11 protein-coding genes are annotated in these 14998 nt (G+C 68.7%); 9 read left to right on the top strand and 2 right to left on the bottom strand.

The genetic code is table 11. From position 1 onward, the window contains the following. Positions 1-66: 66 nt before the first annotated feature. Genes PFX90_RS11000 through PFX90_RS11030 form a run of 7 tightly spaced genes read left to right on the top strand, consistent with a single transcriptional unit; the run spans position 67 to position 8830 of the window. Positions 67-1050: an NAD-dependent epimerase/dehydratase family protein gene (locus PFX90_RS11000; protein WP_285712490.1), complete on the top strand. Its 984-nt coding sequence runs from the start codon at positions 67-69 to the stop codon at positions 1048-1050. Further along, positions 1047-1892, top strand: coding sequence for a sugar phosphate isomerase/epimerase family protein (locus PFX90_RS11005; RefSeq protein ID WP_285712491.1), 846 nt, complete (start codon positions 1047-1049; stop codon positions 1890-1892). The genes PFX90_RS11000 and PFX90_RS11005 overlap by 4 nt, the downstream gene beginning before the upstream one ends. Beyond that, entirely contained in the window at positions 1885-2904 is a 1020-nt protein-coding gene (locus tag PFX90_RS11010) for a hypothetical protein (protein ID WP_285712492.1), read from the top strand. The genes PFX90_RS11005 and PFX90_RS11010 overlap by 8 nt, the downstream gene beginning before the upstream one ends. Beyond that, positions 2904-4058 carry an FAD-dependent oxidoreductase gene (locus tag PFX90_RS11015; protein ID WP_285712493.1) on the top strand — a complete coding sequence of 385 codons (1155 nt, stop codon included), beginning with the start codon at positions 2904-2906 and terminating at the stop codon, positions 4056-4058. Before PFX90_RS11010 ends, PFX90_RS11015 begins: the two co-directional genes overlap by 1 nt. Next, the gene (locus PFX90_RS11020) at positions 4051-6126 is read left to right on the top strand and encodes a hypothetical protein (protein WP_285712494.1); all 2076 of its coding nucleotides are present in this window, start codon (positions 4051-4053) and stop codon (positions 6124-6126) included. The genes PFX90_RS11015 and PFX90_RS11020 overlap by 8 nt, the downstream gene beginning before the upstream one ends. Then, positions 6123-6509, top strand: a complete 387-nt coding sequence (locus tag PFX90_RS11025; RefSeq protein WP_285712495.1) for a GtrA family protein — start codon at positions 6123-6125, stop codon at positions 6507-6509. The genes PFX90_RS11020 and PFX90_RS11025 overlap by 4 nt, the downstream gene beginning before the upstream one ends. Then, entirely contained in the window at positions 6506-8830 is a 2325-nt protein-coding gene (locus PFX90_RS11030; protein WP_285712496.1) for a glycosyltransferase family 2 protein, read from the top strand. Before PFX90_RS11025 ends, PFX90_RS11030 begins: the two co-directional genes overlap by 4 nt. Positions 8831-8896: 66 nt before the next feature. On the opposite strand, the gene PFX90_RS11035 is transcribed toward PFX90_RS11030, so the two are convergent. Together PFX90_RS11035 and PFX90_RS11040 are read right to left on the bottom strand one after the other, a co-directional pair. Beyond that, positions 8897-11236 carry a TonB-dependent receptor gene (locus tag PFX90_RS11035; protein WP_285712497.1) on the bottom strand — a complete coding sequence of 780 codons (2340 nt, stop codon included), beginning with the start codon at positions 11234-11236 and terminating at the stop codon, positions 8897-8899. A 140-nt stretch (positions 11237-11376) separates the two neighbouring features. Next, positions 11377-12054, bottom strand: a complete 678-nt coding sequence (locus tag PFX90_RS11040) for a hypothetical protein (RefSeq protein WP_285712498.1) — start codon at positions 12052-12054, stop codon at positions 11377-11379. A gap of 145 nt (positions 12055-12199) precedes the next feature. On the opposite strand from PFX90_RS11040, the gene PFX90_RS11045 reads away from it, so the two are divergent. Both PFX90_RS11045 and PFX90_RS11050 read left to right on the top strand, forming a co-directional pair. Beyond that, on the top strand, positions 12200-13063 hold the full coding sequence (locus PFX90_RS11045) for a sterol desaturase family protein (RefSeq protein ID WP_285712499.1): 864 nt from the start codon (positions 12200-12202) through the stop codon (positions 13061-13063). A gap of 187 nt (positions 13064-13250) precedes the next feature. Continuing rightward, positions 13251-14981, top strand: coding sequence for a hypothetical protein (locus PFX90_RS11050; RefSeq protein WP_285712500.1), 1731 nt, complete (start codon positions 13251-13253; stop codon positions 14979-14981). Positions 14982-14998 lie beyond the last annotated feature (17 nt).

The raw sequence follows: 14998 nt of genomic DNA on the forward strand, positions 1-14998 counted from the left end.
CCGGAGGGGAGCGGGCCCGGCGCGGCCCGTGCGTGTCGACCCGAAAGCAACCGGCCCCTTCTTGCGATGAACGCCCCCGCTGCCTCTTCTCTGCCCGACGGCCTGATCGGCCACACCGGCTTTGTCGGCACCGCGCTGCTGCGCCAGACGTCGTTCGCGAGACGTTATAACAGCGTCAACATCGGCGACATCGAAGGGGAGGCCTTCGGCACGCTGGTCTGCGCCGCCGCGCCCGGTTCCATGCTCGAAGCCAACCGCGCGCCCGAGCGCGACAAGGCCGCGATCGATGGGCTGATCGAACGGCTCAGCCGTGTCACGGCAGAGCGCTTCGTCCTGATTTCCTCGATCGCGGTGCTGGCCGATTTCGCCGGGGGCGACGACGAGAGCACCACCGCCTATCAGCACGATCTCGCCTATGGCCGCCATCGCCGCGCGCTCGAGGCCTTCGTGGAAGAGCACTTCCCCGGCAGCCTCGTCGTCCGCCTGCCCGCGCTGTTCGGGGCGGGACTGCGCAAGAATTTCCTGTTCGATCTGCTGAACCCCGTCCCCTCGATGCTGGCCGAAGCGCGGCACGCGGCGCTGCGGACAGCATTGGACGGTGATCTGGCCGCATGGCTGGCTGCGCTCTACACCCCCGATGCGGCCACGGGGCTGCGCAAGCTCGACCGTGCGGCGCTGAATGCCGACCCGCGCCGCGCCGAACTGGAGGCCGCGCTCGACGCGCTGGGCGCCACCGCGACCCAGTTCCATCACCGCGATACGACCTACCAATATTACAATACCGACCGGCTGTGGCAGGACATCGGCATCGCGCTCGAGGCAGGGCTGACCCACCTCCACCTCGCCCCCGAGCCCCTCCGGGCCGCCGACATCCACCTGAGGCTGACCGGCCGCCCCATGCCCGAGACGCCCGCGCGCCTCCACCGCGAGGACATGCGCACGCGCCATGCGGGCCTGTGGGACGCGACCGGTTCCTACCAGTTCACCGCCGACGTCACGCTCGAACAGCTCGCCACCTTCTTCGCCGGCCAGCGCGGGGGTGCGGCATGATCTACTCGATGTCCAACATCGCCTGGGCCCCGGAAGAGCGGCTGGAGGCCTATGCCATCCTCGCCGAGGCGGGCTTCACCGGGCTCGAGATCGCGCCGGGGCTGTTCTTCCACGCCGCCGAGGACCCCTTCCTCCCCGACACCGCCAGCGCGCGGGCGGCGCGGGCGGAGATGGCGGACGCCGGGCTCCGCCTCGTCTCGATGCAGTCGCTGCTGTTCGGCGTCACCGGGGCGGCGCTGTTCGAGGGGGCCGAGGCGCGCGCCGCCTTCGAGACCGGGATGCACCGCGCCATTGCGCTGGCCGACCGCTTCGGCATTCCCAACCTCGTCTTCGGCTCGCCGCTGCAACGCCGCGTGCCCGAGGGGATGGCGATGGATGACGCGCTCGAACAGGCCGCCGAGGTGTTCCGCAAGCTCGGCGATGCCGCCATGGCGGCCGACACCCGCATCGCGATCGAGGCCAATCCGGCGGCCTATGGCACCAATTTCTGCAACACGCTGGACGAAGCGCTGGCCTTCGTCGCGCTGGTCGACCACCCCGCGGTTGTCCCCCACCTCGATCTCGGCGCGATGCATATGAACGGCGACTTCGCGAGCATGCCCGCGCGCCTGCCCGATCTCGCCCCGCGCCTCAGCCATGTCCACGTCAGCGAGCCCGACCTCGCCCCCGCGCCCGCCGATCCCGCCGCGCTCGCCCGGGTGCTGCGCGGCTTGCGCGACGCCGGTTACCCACGCGCTGTCTCGATCGAAATGAAGCGCGCCCCCGAGGGTCTCGCCGCCGTGCGCCGTGCGGTCGCGAACCTCGCGGCGGCGCGTGACGCCATGGAGGCAGCCCATGCGTGAGCCTGATGCGGGCACCTTCCGCAAGCCCCGCGAGGATGTGGTGGTCTCGGTGTGCTTTTCCGAGCTCGCCGCCACCCCCGCCACCTTCGCCGCGCTCCGCGCCCTCGCCGTCACGCTCGATAGCGCCTACCGCTTCCGCGAGATCATCCTCGTGGTCGAGGACAACCAGCGCGCCGACTTCCTCGACATCGTGCGCGAGGTGCCCAACACGCGGCTCTTCGTGGTCCGCCGCGGCACCGAATATTACGACCGCAGGGTGATCGCCGCCGAGGAAGCCATCGGCGACCTCGTGATCCTCGGCAATCTTGATGAGATCGCCGCGCTCGACGTGCTCGCCTTCCTCGATTTTGCCGAGCGCGAGAACGCGGTGACGATGGCCTTCCGCCCGGAACGCAGGCCCCTCAAGCGCCTCGCCGCCTGGCCGTTCATCGCCCTGGGCAAGCTCGCGGGCTTCAATGTCGATCCGAGCGAGTGGCAGTCGATCGCGGTGCCGCGCACGCTGCTCAATCTGCTGCTCGCGCATGACGAGCCGCGCCTCGCGCTGCGCTTCCCCCCGCGCGATCCGAGGCTGCCGCGCGAGTGGTTCCGCACCGCAGCGAAGGTCGACAGTCGCACCGCCTTCAACGGCATCGGGCGCAGGCTGGCGCTGCTCCAGACGCTGCTGGTCTATCTGACGCCGACGCTGCTCTCCGTGGTGGCGGTGTCCTCGACCATCCTGACGCTGGTGGGCCTCGCCTATGCCGCGTGGATCGTGGGCGCGGTGCTGCTGGTGGAGCAACTGGCCCCGGGCTGGCTGACCACCAACGCGATGCTGGCGGTGAGCGCGGTGTTCATGGGCTTTTCGACCCTCGGCCTCAGCCTCGGCTTGCAGCACCTGCTCAAGCAGCAGCGGCGGCTGAAGGGCGCGGCGGTGCCCGAGGAGGTCAACCGCATCGACCTGTTCCAGCAGGTCGCCTTCGATCTCAACGTGGTGCTGGAGAGCGACACGCCCCCGCCGCCTGCGGAGGGGTGATGAGCGGCGGGCGCACCTCTTACGACTACATCGTCATCGGCGGCGGCTTCTACGGCTGCTGCCTGGCACTCTATCTGCGCTCGATCTCCTCGCGCGTGCTGCTGGTCGAGGCGGGCGAGCGGCTGATGGACCGCGCCTCGCGGGTCAATCAGGCGCGGGTGCACACCGGCTTCCACTACCCGCGCAGCGCGGCGACGGCGGTGAAGTCGATGCTGCTCCACCAGCGCTTCATCGCCGATTTCCCCGAGGCGGTGGTGGGCGATTTCCAGATGCTCTACGCCATCGCCCGGCGGCGTTCGAAGGTGACGGCGAAGAAATTCCACCGCATGTTCCGCGACATGGGCGCGCCGATCGAAGTGGCGGGCCCCTCCCACCGCGCGCTGTTCGATGCCGAGCGGATCGAGGAAGTCTTCGCCTGCCACGAGGTCGCCTTCGACCACAAGATCCTCGGCAGGCTGGTCGGCGAGCGGCTGGCGGCGGCGGGGATCGAGGTGCGGCTTTCGACCGGCGTCATGGCGCTCGAGGACCATCGCAGCGGCGTGGTCGCGCGGCTCTCGAACGGCAGCGAAGTCACTGCGCGCTTCGCCTTCAACATCACCTATTCGCAGATCAACGCGGTGCTGCGGCAGGCGGGCCTCCCCCCGGCGCGCCTCAAGCACGAGATCGCCGAGCTCGCCCTGATCGAACCCCCGCGCGAGCTGGAGCGGATCGGGGTCACGGTGATGGACGGGCCGTTCTTCTCGGCCATGCCTTACCCCGCCGAGGGGCTCTATTCCCTTACCCACGTGCGCTACACCCCGCACGACAGCTGGGCCGACAATGCCCGCGCGCGCGACCCTTACGCCCACTTTGCCGGTTTGCAGCCCGAGAGCCGCTTTGCCTTCATGCAGCGCGATGCGCAGTTCTACCTGCCGTGCATGGCGGGGGCGACCTATCGCCGCTCGATCTACGAGGTGAAGACCGTCCTCATCAAGAACGAGGGCGATGACGGGCGGCCGATCCTCTACCACCGTAGCCCCGAGACGAGCCGCGTGATCTCGGTACTGGGCGGGAAGATCGACAATATCTACGACCTGTTCGAGGCGGTGAAGGAGACCGGCGGGGAGTTCGCGGGGCTCGATCAGGGGCATGTGTTCGGGCGGGTTCATGCGTGAGATGGTAGGCCTGAGGGGGCGCTCGCGCGGCTTCGCCGCTCTCGCGGTCGTGTTCGCGGTGCTGGCCGCGCTGCGGGGGGCGTGGCTGCTGCACGGGCACAGCCTCAATTCCCTGGACGGGGCGCTGCAGACGTGGTTCGCGCTCGACCATTTTTCGCGCGGCGAACAGCTGGGGGCGGCGTTCCAGTCCTATCTCGGCATCACCATGGTGCTGGCGCTGGTGCCGGTGTTCGTGGCGGGCGGGAAGACGCTGTTTGCCTCGACCTTGGCGGCTTACGTCATGGTGCTGCTGGGGGCTTTCGCTTGCGCTTATGCCTGCGCATGGCTGATCCGCCCGATCCCGCCACGGAGGCGGTGGCAGGCGGCACTGGTCTTGCTGGCGCTGTTCTACTTTGCCGGGCCGCTGGCGGGGCAGGCGAGCGGGATCGTCTGGCCCGCAACGCTCGATCCGGGCGTGTCGCTCAGGCCCCTGCGCGGGGCCTTGCCGTTTTTCGTGCTGCCGTTCTTCGTGGTGCTGGTTCGCCGGGTGCGGCTTGATGGCCGCGCGCTCGCCGGAGGCCTGCCCTTGGGGCTGATCGCCGGGGCGGGGCTGCTGTGGTCGAACGATGCGGGGATCCCGCTGGTGCTCGCGCTCGCCGGAGCGCTGGTGCTGGCCTTGTGGGAGCGGCCCCTGCTGCTGGCGAAGACCCTCGCGGGCTTCGCGCTCGGCGTCATGGCGTCGGCGGGTGCGATCCTGCTCGCGGTGACCCACGGTGCGCCGGGGCCGTGGCTCACCTACAATTTCCGCGATGTCGCCGCCGACCAGTTCTGGTTCTTCGCCCCGTGGGACCGGAGCACCCGCATCCTCTCGCCCGCCGACCTGCCGCAGATCCTCGCCCAGGCCGATCCCTTGGCGGCGATCGGGCTGGTGGTGCTCACGCTGTGCCTCGCCTTCGCGGCCATCCAGCGCCTGCGCCGCCGCAGCGCGCCGGTGCGGGGGAGCGCCTTCCTGTTCGTCGGTGCGAGCGTGCTCGGCACGGCATTGGTGCCGCAGATCGGGGGGCACGTGGGCGCGGAGTATAACGGGATCACCTTCGTGCTTGCCGCAGCCGCGCCGCTGATCGTCCTGCCTGCCGGGCTGTGGCGGCGGGCGAGGGGGCTTCCGCGCCTTGTCTCGCCGAGGCAGATCGCCGCGCTGACCGCCGTTGCGGTGCTGGCGATGGTGGGGGCTGAGGGAGCGCGCCTTGCTACGCTCGGCGCGCGCGCCGAGCGCACCGCTTACGATCCCGCGCTCGGGTTCTACGTGAAGCCCGCCTATGCCGCAGACCTCGCCGCCATGCGCCGATTGGCGGCGGCGTGGGACAAGGCAGGCTGGCCAGCCGACCGCCGCCTGCTGTCGGTCTACACCTCCCCGCTCGATATCGCTGCGGGGGTGAGGAGCCCCGCCGATGTCGGCTCGCTGATCCATGCGCTGGGGCCGGAGAAGCGCGCCGCCTTTACCGCGCTGGTTGCGCGGGGCGAGGTCGCCGCCGTCACCACCATCGCCCCCGACTATAGCGGGTGGGAGGGGTGGCTCACCCGCGCCAACTGGCCCTTCTTCCGCGCCTTGCGGGACAATTACCATCCTGTTGCCCGAACCGAGCAGAACATCGTCTGGGCCGCAGGCGGGGGGAAATTCAAGTGGTCCGATGCGACGTGCAATGTGGTGCATGTGACAGACGACCGGACCGAGGTTTCCATCACATCGCCCACCGCCGGTCTCGCCTCCATCCGGCTCGAACGCAGCGGCACCTATGCCTCGGGCCGTGCGGCCATGCTGACGGTGACCGAGGATTCGCCCTTCACTCGGAGAACTGGTAGCCCCGCTTGGACGGACTTTCCGCGCTATGGGGTGCCCAATGCGGACGTGGTGGAGATTGCGGCCCCGGTCGAAGCTGGCGCAGCGACACGGCTGACCCTGCAGACGCTGGGCAGCGCCTTCATCGGCTCGGCCCGGTGCCGGGCGTGGGTCTATGAGCCCATCGACTTCGCGGCGCTTCCCGGTCTTGCCGAAGGCGTTGACGCTTATGTCGCGCGGGTGCGCCGATGAACGAGCTTGTGCGCTTCTTCGCGGTGACGGTGCTGGGGGTGATCCTCGACCTCGCCATCGCCTTTGCTCTGCATCAGTGGGCAGGCGTGCCGCTGTGGCTCGCGGCGGCGACGGGTTTCGCCATCGCGGCGGGGACGAATTATGTCATCCACCAGACCTGGAGTTTTCGCTCCGGGCCACTCTCGCTCAGGCGCGCGGGGCTCTATGCCGGGGTTGCGCTGGTGACGCTGGCGGTGCGCGTCGGGATCGTCGCGCTGCTTGACCGGGCGCTGCCCGGTGCGTGGCCGCTGGCGATCCTTGTCGCGGGCGCAGGGGGATCGTTCTGCGTCAACTTCGTCCTCTCCAAATGGATCGTCTTCGCGCCCGAGGGGGAGCGGGCATGACCGTGCAGCCGCCCCCGATCCTCGACGATGCCGCATGGGAGGTGCCCGCGCACGAAGTGGCGCTCCACGCCCCGCGCCAGCACCGCCATGCGCTCGTCATCCCCGTCATCAACGAGGGCGAGCGGATTCGCGGCCAGCTCCGCCGCATCGCCGCCGCGGGCCTGCCGGTCGACGTCGTGATCGCCGACGGGGGATCGACCGACGGCTCGCTCGATGCAGGCTTCATGGGCGAGGTCGGGGTGAGGGCGGTGCTGACCAAGACCGGCCCCGGCAAGCTCTCGGCCCAGCTGCGCATGGCCTATGCGTGGTGCCTGCGGCAGGGATACGCGGGCATCGTCACCATCGACGGCAACGGCAAGGACGGGGTCGAGGCGGTGGCAGCGATGGTCGCCAAGCTGGAGGACGGCTGCGACTATGTCCAGGGCTCGCGCTACCTCCCCGGCGGGGCGGCGGAGAACACGCCGCTGGAGCGCACCATCGCCAACCGGGCGATCCACGCGCCGATGCTGAGCGTGGCGGGGCGGCACTGGTTCACCGACACCACCAACGGCTTTCGCGCCTATTCCGCGCGCTATCTGCTGCACCCCGATGTGCAGCCGTTCCGCGAGGTGTTCTCGGTCTACAACCTGCTGTTCTACCTCACGGTGCGCGCTGGCCAGCTGGGCCTCAAGGTCGCCCATGTGCCGGTCGAGCGGCGTTATCCGGACGATGGCAAGGTGCCGACCAAGATCGGCGGTTTTGCGTCGAAGCTGGCGCTGCTCAAGGAGACTTTCGTCGCGGCGACGGGCGGCTATACCCCCGATGCCGCCGTGGCGCGGGCAGGGTGGCTGTGGCCGGTGGCAGTGCTCGGCGCGCTGCTGGCGGCGCTGCTGTTGCAGGTGGTCGCCACGCCGCCCTACTCGCCGGATTCCTGGGCGCTGTGGGAGCTCTCGCAGACCGTCGGCGGCGACTTCTACCGCTTCACCCACTGGCGCTCCTATACGAGCGACCTGCCCTATTCCGCCAGCTTCCCGCCGCTAACACCGGTGCTGATCGCGGGGCTGGACGCCGTGTTCGGCACCGGTCCGCGCTCCGGGCTTCTCCTCGCTTTCGCGGCTTTCGCGGGCTTCGCGCTGGTCTCGGAGAGTATCGGGCGGCGGGTCACGGGGGCGGGGTGGCTGGGGCTGGGGGCGGCGCTGGTGCTGCTGCTGGGCCCCAACATGCTGCTGATCGAGATGCAGGCTGGCCGCACGATCCCGCTGCAATTGCTGCTCTATGCGCTGGTGCTGCGCGGGCTGGTGCGGGGCCGGGAGATTACCCTCGCGCAAGGAGCGCTGATCGGGTTCGTCGCGGGGCTGGCGGTGCTGAACCGCTTCGACGCCGTGCTGCTGCCGCTGCCAGTGGCGCTCGCCATCGGCTGGCTGACCCGCTCGCCCGCCAAGGCCCTTGCGGCGCTGGCTGCGGCATTGGTCGCGGTCTCGCCCTGGGTTGCCTATTCGCTCACCCATTTCGGCACGCTGTTCGCGACCGACAATGCCGGGACTGCCTTCGCGCTCGACCCCCGCGCCTATGTGACCGACTGGTGGCCGACCCCGCAGCCGACCCTTGCCGACAAGCCGGCGGCGTGGGCGGGCAAGGTGGCCGCGAACCTCGGGCGGCTGGCCTATGTGGCGGCAGGGCTGGCCCTGAGCCCGCTAGGACTCGTGGCGGCGGCGTTCCTCGCCTTCCCTGCGGCACTGGCGTGGCTTTGCCGCGAGGAGCCTCGCCCGAGCGCCCCGTTCGGCGTGCTGGCGGGGTTTGCGGTGCTGATGGCGCTGATGCTCGCACCGCAGCTGCTCACCGGTTACATCGAGCAGCGCTACCTCAGCGCCGCGATCTGGGCCGCGCTGCTGGCGGCGGGGTGCTGGGGAATCGCCCGCAGCGGCGCGCTCGCCCAGCGGGCGGTCTTCGCCAGAGGCTCCGCTGCTGTGGCCGTGCTGGCGGTCGCGATGCTCGCCCTCGTCAGCCCCAAAGCCACAGATGCCGCCGCCTTCGACAACCCCGAAGATGTGCGCGTGCTGAAAGCCTGCCTCGCCGATGCGCCCGCCGCGCGGGTGCTGGTGATCGGCGACGACAGGCTCGCCGCCCGCGCCGGAGCGCTCGGGGGGATCGTCACCATGATGGCCCCGCGCAACATGGCCGAGGGGCGGCTCGATCCGCAAGCGACCCGCGCGTTTGCCGCGCGCTTCGGCGTCACCCATACGCTGGCCGCTGCGCGCGAGCGTGAGGGCTGGGCGCGCGAGACCTTCCCCTCCGCCCCCGTCCCGGGCTGCCCGCTCGCACTCCGCCGTCTGGCGCGCTGAACGAAAGAGGGGCCGGCAAGCTCGCGCCCACCGGCCCCCAGTCGGGGAGGGGATGTAAGGCCCCCGTCAGAAATCCTTGCGCAGCGTCACGAAGAACTGCTGCGGCGCGCCCGCCAGCAGGGTCTGGTTGTCCCCCGCAAAGCCGAAGCCGTTCGAGCCGATCGTGCCGACATATTCCTCGTCGAACAGGTTGGTCACCGTGCCCTCGATGGCGAGGCCGTCGAGGAAGCGGTTGTCGCTGTTAAGACGCACCCCGATCAGCGCGTCGACCAGCACGCGCCCCTCGACCGAGCGGTCGTTCGAGTAGGTGAAGAACCGCTCCGAGGTGTAGTTGGCATTGGCGCGGGCGTAGAACATGCCGTCGTCATAGGCGAGTTCGAGGTTGGCGATGCTCTCGGGGCTGTCGACAACGGTCTTGCCCCGGATCGCCTGCACCACCGTGCCCGACTGGTTGATGACGTCGTCGCGGTAGGTGTTCTCGTTGTAGGCGTAGGAGCCGGTGACGGTGAAGCTTTCGACCGGCTGCCACTGGAGGCCGATCTCCGCACCGATAGAGCGCACGTCGCCCACGTTCGAGAGCAGCGCGGCGTTGCCGACGATGCCCGGGCCCTGCGGGATGGCGAGCAGGCGGTTCTTGAAGTTGACGAGATAGGCCGCGATCACGCCCGACAGCTGGCCTTCGCCGAAGCGGAAGCCGACTTCGTAGGTGTCGGTCTTTTCCGGCTCGATCCGGTCACGCAGCGCGGCAAAACCGGCGGCCGAGGTCGCGAAGGGGCCGGTGGTCGCCGCCGCGGTGAAGGCGCGCTGGTTCTGGGTGAAGCTGGCGAAGACCTCGTTGCCGCCGCCGAAGGTATAGAGCACGCCGACCTGCGGCAGGAAGAAGTCCTCCGACTTGATCTCGCCCAGCGCCAGCGGGCCCGGGACGGGGTTGATCGCGGAGGCCTCGAGCTTCACCGACTGGCCCTTGAACCCGGCGGTGACGGTGAAGGCCTCGGTCACGTCCCAGGTGTCCTGCACCGCATACTGGAAGGTCTTGGTGTTGTAGTCGTTGTTCCACTGGGTGAAGAACGGGTTCGACTGGTAGTCGAGCGCGCTGGCGCCCGGCACGGTCTGGCTGGTGCCCATGGTGTAGAAGCGGCGGGCCTGTTCGAAGTCGTTGTTCTCGTACCACAGGTTCACCTTGACGGTGTGCGCGCCGAGCTCCGCCGCGAGGTCACCGAGGACGCCGATGCGCTCGATCTCGTATTCGGTGGTGCGGAAGCTCAGCGGCAGGCCACCGCTCGGGCTGGCGCGGTAGGGCGTGATCCACGAACCCTGGCCCTTGTTGGTGTGGTAGTAGGCCTGCAGGCCGCCGCTCGCCGCATCGCCGAACTGCTGCTCGATCCGCCCGCTGGCAAGCCAGTCGCGGCGCAGACCGGCGGCATCGTAATAGGCGTCGTCGATGGTGCGGATCGGGGCGGGGTAGGTGGTGCCGAAGGTGTTCGGGCCGACCACCACGCCGGTATCGCCGCGGTTGGCGCCGATGAAGGCGAGGCGCACCGCGAGCGGCCAGTCGTTCGAGATGTTGTCCCAGTCATAGCCGAGACGATTGATCATCTCGAGGCTGAGATCCTGATAGTCGTTTTCCTTGCGGTCCGAGTAGTTCACGAAAGCCGTGAAGGTGGTGCTCGGCGACAGGTCGGCGACCAGCTTGGCGTTGATCTGGGTCGAACGCTGGGTGCCGAAGCCCTTCCACTTGTCGGCATCGATATAGGCGCCGCTGACATAGGCCTTGAAGCCCCCGAGGTCGCCGGTGTCGAGCGTGGCGTAGCCGCGGAAGGTGTTGCTGTCGCCATAGGTGAGGTTGCCGGCGATGTTCAGCTCGTCCTGCGGATCGCGGCTGAAGAATTCGATCGTGCCGCCCAGGTTCGAGGTCGAGGCGGTGCCGAGCGCGCCCGCGCCCTGGCTGACGCGGGTCTGGCCGATATTGTCGGCGATGATCGCGCGGCTGATGTGCAGGCCGTTGGTGTTGCCGTAGCTCATGTCGCCCAGCGGCACGCCGTCGAGGGTGAAGCCGAGCTGGTTCTGGTTGAAGCCGCGCAGGGTGATGCGGGTCGACCATTCATAGGTGCCGAAGGGATCGGCCGACTGGAAGTTGACGCCCGGCAGCTTGCGCAGCGCGATGAAGGGACTGGAGCCGGCGGTGGTGAGCTGGATGTCGGCGGCACCGATCTCGGTCACCTGCCGCACTTCGCCCTTGCCGTAGACGACGATCTCGTCGCCTTCTGTGGCGGCAGCGGTGTCTTCGGCGGTCTCGGCAGCGAGCGTTTCGGCCTCGCCCCCGGCGGCGAAGGCCTGCGTCGGGAGAGCGAGGACGAGCAGCGCGGTGCCCGAAAGGAACGCGTAGCGCAGTGCGGAGGATGTCATGGCGTGTGCCCCTTTTCTTGTGGTTGCGGGGCCGCGCCTAGGCGCGCGATGTTGCGGATCGCGGGCGGATCAATGGCAAGATAACGAAAGTTGGGTGACGGTTCGGGGACGTTGCCCGCCGGTCACACTGCGCGCCTGCTTCAGGACTCGATCGCTGCGGTCGGCTCCGGCCTGTCCTTGCGCTCGCAGCTCGGCACTTCCTTGGGAATGTCGGCTTCGAGGTTCGATTGCCAGCACTGGTCGAACACCGAGCAGTAGCAGGCTCGCACCGGGGTCTTGAACCGCTCGCGGTCGATCGTCGCCCACCGCTCGCGCCCCGCCGCGTCTTCGGGGCGCTTCCAGGTGACCATCCTGCGCTCGACGCCCGGCGCGAGCACCATCCTGTTGATCGAGGCCGAGGTGAAGGCGATAGAGCTGTCACCGGTAGCGATGATCCAGCTGCCGACATTGCTGTAGCGCTCGCCTCCGGGCGCGATCTCGAACCACACGATTCGCGCCGGACCGGTGCCGACATTGGTGATCGAGAATTCGAGCTGCGGGACCCCCTCGTCGCTAATGTTGCCGTGGTCGTATTGCAGCACCGGCGTCGATTGCGCGCGCACCAGCCGCTCGTTGGCGTGGACCAGCGCTTCCATCGTGTGCCCGGTGTGAAGCGCGACATAGAGCGACCCGGCCGAAACCAGCAGCACCGCCACCGCCATCGCGATGTCGAACCACCGGCCGGAACCGCTCCCCCCGTGCCCGTGGCTGTGGTGGGTGTGCGGGGTTTCGGGCGCTTCGATCATGGCGGATTGGGGCTCTTCGCTTTGATTCGTCATGCGCTGGCTTTACACCATAATTGTCCAATCTGGATGACAGTTTGACCGTCCAGCCGCTGCGTCTTGGCGCTCTGCGCATAATGGCGTATTCTCGCGGGCGGGGACGCGGCCATAGAGCCTTCGGAATCGAACAGGGAACGATCCGGTGAAACAGTCGCTCATCAACCTTCTGCCGCCCGCGACGCTCGCGGCGGTGATTGCCTTCTGGGGCCTCGCGCCGGCCGCGTGGGTCGAGGCGCCGTGGTCGCTGCTGGCGATCGGGCTCGGCACGGTGTTTTTCGTGCAGGCCCTCGAGCTGGTGTTCGAGCGCCACGAGGGCTGGCGCATCAATGGCCGCGAGCTGGCGACCGACTATTTCTACGTGGCCTTGAGCTATACCGCGATCGGCTATGCCACCGATGCGCTGATCCACTCGCCGCTGAGCGCGCTGAAGGAGAGCTGGGGCATCGCCACCCCGTGGCTCGCCGAGCTGCCCTTCCTGGTGCAGGCGATGATCGTCCTGTTCCTGTTCGAGTTCGGCCAGTACTGGATGCACCGGGCGATGCACAACTGGTACCCCCTGTGGCTGACCCACGCGCCGCATCATCACATCACCCAGCTCAACGCCGCCAAGGGCTTCGTCGGCAATCCGGTGGAGCTGTTCCTCATCAGCATCGGCATCACAGCGCTGCTCGATGTAGACCAGAACGCCCTCTTCGCCAGCATCACCGCGGGCGGGGTAATCGCGACCTATGCCCACGCCAATGTCAGCGCCAATCCGCCGATCTGGTACGGTTTTTTCTTCACCACGATCCGGAACCACTCATTGCACCACACCGCGACCAGCTACGAGGACACGCGCTGCAACTATGGCAACAGCGTGATCTTCTGGGACCGCGTGTTCGGCACCTACAAGGACGGCGAGAGCGCCATCGTCGGGCAGGACGACCGCAAGCGCCTGTCGATCAAGGAGCAATGGCTCTTCCCGCTGCGCCCGTTTCTGGAAAAGAAGCAGGCGACGGAGGGCTAGGGTCGCGCGGTCAGACCCTGCCGCGCCAAGCCGTTGGTAAGGTCCGCGCCGCAAGTGGCGCAAAGCGGCACGCCCTCGCAAAAGGACGCCGCCCCCGCAGGATCATGACGTTCCCGCGCCCGGCAGGGGTGCTATGGTTTGCTCCGTCGAAACAGCGCCATGCGCGCCTCGGGGTAAACACGCGATGATGTCTCGCCGATTGATGATGGCCGGTGGCGCGGCGGCCCTGATCGCGCCGGGCCCCGCCTCCACCCTGCTGCGCGCGCAGGTGAGCGCCCGGGGGAGCGCCATCGCGCGCGACCCTGCCATGGCGGCGGCCGCGCCGCCCGTGCGGCTTGGCGACACGGTCTTTACCCCTGCCGACCCCGATGCCGTGTGGTACAAGGCGGGGCACCACACCGTGCGGGTGTTCCTGCGCAAGGGGCCCTGGGCGCTGATCTGGTATCTGCAACCCGCCTCCCCGGTCGACGGCAAGCCCTTCGACGTGGTGGTGGTGGAGCGGCAGCGCTGGACCAATCTGGCGGCGGAGACCCCGGCGGTCAGCTACAGGGCGAGCGTCTTCGGCCGCAATTTCGCGCTCTATGGCCATGGCGATTTCCAGCGCTGGGTGGCCACATCGCGCACCTGGCCGGTGTCCGATCGCGAGCTCAATCGCTGGCAGTCCTACGGGATGCTGCTGCCCTGGGGTATCGGGCCCAAGCTTCAGGCGCCATCCGAATGGTCCTACATGGACCCCGTCCCCGACTACACGCCATTGGACAAGGGCGGGTTCACGCCGGGGATGGGCACCACGGGCCTGCGCGACGAGGTGGGGCCGATCGTCCACCGGCAGGCGCGCTACATCATCGAACGCAGCGCCGAGATGCGCAGCGTCACGATGAATTACGGGCTGACCGCGGCCTCGATCCCTTGGCATGTGCGCGGGGCCGACGGCGCGCCGCTGTTGCTCGATACGCCCGGCGTCCCGCTGAAAGTGCAGCAATATTACCAGAACTATCCCGAGGAGCGGATCATCTCGGTCAGTCCGGGGATGCAGTTCGATTGGGACATCGACAATGCGCACCGCCCGTGCCCCTCGCTGATCCCGGCGCTGCTCTCCGAACTGCATCCGTTCTTCGTCGAGGAGCAGGTCTTCTCCGCCTGCACCGTGCTCAACACCGTCACCCCCGACTATCGCGGGGCGAGCGGCAAGCTGGTCGATCAGGGGCAGGGCCGCGACTGGGCGTGGTCGATGCGCGATCTGCTGCTCGCCTATGCGCTGCTGCGCTCGATGCCGCCGGTGGACTGGCTGCCGGAGGCGGACCGGTTCGATGCGATCCTCTCCGCCAACCTTGATCGCGCGGTGAAGGCGCTGGCGGTGCCGGGGATGGGGCAATTGGGGATGTTCTGGGAGGAAGATGCCTATGACAGCCAGCCCAATCCGACCTTCTGGCCCTCGATCCGCACCGGCCAGCGGCCCGGCGTCTATACCGGCATGATCGTCAACTACATTGCCTTTACGCTCGATTGGGGGCGGCGCCTGCATGGCGATCCGCGCTGGTCGCAATTGCAGACCGCCTTTGCCGAGCGGTTCCAGGCGCGGCGCTTCCTTGCGAGCGGGCCGTTCTGCTTCCTCAATCTGCCCGCGCGGCTGGAGGGGCGCTGGTTCAGCGACTGGCGGCAGATGGCGCAGGCGGTGGGCCTGCCGGCCGATATCGCCCGCCAGCCGTGGCACGCTTTCGACAAGCCGGTGGATGATCCGCGCATCTACGAATACACCACCGAGTACCCCTCGACCTTCTACCACGGGCTGAAGCTGGCGCAGGAAGCCGGCGCGAATAGTGCCGATGTCGACGCGGCGGTCGCGCTGCTCGAAGCGCAGATCCGCCGGGGCGATGTCGAAACCTACCCCGCCTTCGCCATGCGCCACGCGCGCTGAGGGGCGAAGGCGGAGCG

The sequence above is a fragment of the Erythrobacter oryzae genome, from assembly GCF_030271515.1.
GTDB classification, from domain to species: Bacteria; Pseudomonadota; Alphaproteobacteria; order Sphingomonadales; family Sphingomonadaceae; genus Erythrobacter; species Erythrobacter oryzae.

Excerpts from the sequence above, each read along its gene's own strand:
- PFX90_RS11025 (WP_285712495.1), top strand. The coding sequence starts at position 6,123 with ATGAACGAGCTTGTGCGCTTCTTCGCGGTGACGGTGCTGGGGGTGATC.
- PFX90_RS11020 (WP_285712494.1), top strand. The coding sequence starts at position 4,051 with ATGCGTGAGATGGTAGGCCTGAGGGGGCGCTCGCGCGGCTTCGCCGCT.
- PFX90_RS11010 (WP_285712492.1), top strand. The coding sequence starts at position 1,885 with ATGCGTGAGCCTGATGCGGGCACCTTCCGCAAGCCCCGCGAGGATGTG.
- PFX90_RS11030 (WP_285712496.1), top strand. The coding sequence starts at position 6,506 with ATGACCGTGCAGCCGCCCCCGATCCTCGACGATGCCGCATGGGAGGTG.
- PFX90_RS11005 (WP_285712491.1), top strand. The coding sequence starts at position 1,047 with ATGATCTACTCGATGTCCAACATCGCCTGGGCCCCGGAAGAGCGGCTG.
- PFX90_RS11015 (WP_285712493.1), top strand. The coding sequence starts at position 2,904 with ATGAGCGGCGGGCGCACCTCTTACGACTACATCGTCATCGGCGGCGGC.
- PFX90_RS11040 (WP_285712498.1), bottom strand. The coding sequence starts at position 12,054 with ATGACGAATCAAAGCGAAGAGCCCCAATCCGCCATGATCGAAGCGCCC.
- PFX90_RS11035 (WP_285712497.1), bottom strand. The coding sequence starts at position 11,236 with ATGACATCCTCCGCACTGCGCTACGCGTTCCTTTCGGGCACCGCGCTG.
- PFX90_RS11050 (WP_285712500.1), top strand. The coding sequence starts at position 13,251 with ATGTCTCGCCGATTGATGATGGCCGGTGGCGCGGCGGCCCTGATCGCG.
- PFX90_RS11000 (WP_285712490.1), top strand. The coding sequence starts at position 67 with ATGAACGCCCCCGCTGCCTCTTCTCTGCCCGACGGCCTGATCGGCCAC.